Annotated in this window: 1 protein-coding gene; it reads right to left on the bottom strand. The window is 45.3% G+C overall.

The window, feature by feature from the left end; genetic code table 11:
• Positions 1-956: ABC transporter substrate-binding protein (locus tag JaK3_RS05745; RefSeq protein WP_068321955.1), on the bottom strand; the 956-nt coding region annotated here is incomplete at its 3' end.
• Positions 957-961 lie beyond the last annotated feature (5 nt).

Raw genomic sequence — 961 nt, 5'->3', positions numbered from 1 at the left:
CCCTCTGTACTGTTAGCTTGCTTGATAGCGGCTGCCAAGAGGTAAACAGAGTCATATCCTTGTGCTGCAGAAACTGGAGATGCGATGTTGTTGTTCTTTGGCTTGAACTCTTTTAAGTAAGCCTCTTGGAAGGCTTTACGCTTAGGAGTTGTAGATGGAGATTGAATATAAGTTTGTGGCATTGTTGCGCCGTTACCATTCTTACCGGCTGTATCAATAAAGCTAGCCATAGACAATGTCCAGCTACCGATCATTGGCTTTTTCCAACCCAACTTCGCCATACCGTTAGCGATTTGCGCCAACTCAGGTCCGATTGCGTAAGTCAAAATCACTTCAGCGCCAGCATTTTTTGCTTTGAGCAATTGTGAAGTCATATCAACGTCACCAATGTTGAATTTCTCAACTGCTACTGGTGTTACGCCATAACCCTTCAATGCTTTCTCTAAGTCTTCACGACCCAACTGACCGTAGTTTGTAGAGTCAGCCAAAATCGCGATTTTCTTCAAGCCACGCTTTTCAACCGCTTCCTTAGCGATCAATGGTGCTTGAATATTGTCAGGGGCAGCATTACGGAAAACATAGTTTTCTGGTGCGTTAGGGAATTGCTTAGTCAAGATAGAACCAGTAGCAACGTTGTTCATTACTGGAATCTTCGCATCTTGATAGAAACGCTGGGAAGCCAATGCAACGCCAGTGTTGATGTAACCCAAAGTAGCAACTACTTTTTCGTTATTGATCAACTCTTGTGCAATTTGTACGCCACGCTCATTTTTTGCTTCGTCATCGCGCTCAACCAAAACGATTTTGTTGCCGTTGATACCACCAGCAGCATTAATCTCTTTTGCAGCAAGACGCACACCATCACGCATACTCACACCCATAGAAGCGGAGCCGCCGGTGAAAGGTCCTGAAACACCCAGTTTGATATCGGCAGCGTAAGCACCGGTTGCAAGCATTGCAG

The sequence above is a fragment of the Polynucleobacter yangtzensis genome, from assembly GCF_001595965.1.
GTDB classification, from domain to species: domain Bacteria; phylum Pseudomonadota; class Gammaproteobacteria; order Burkholderiales; family Burkholderiaceae; genus Polynucleobacter; species Polynucleobacter yangtzensis.
This window is presented reverse-complemented; position numbering and strand designations above follow the sequence as displayed.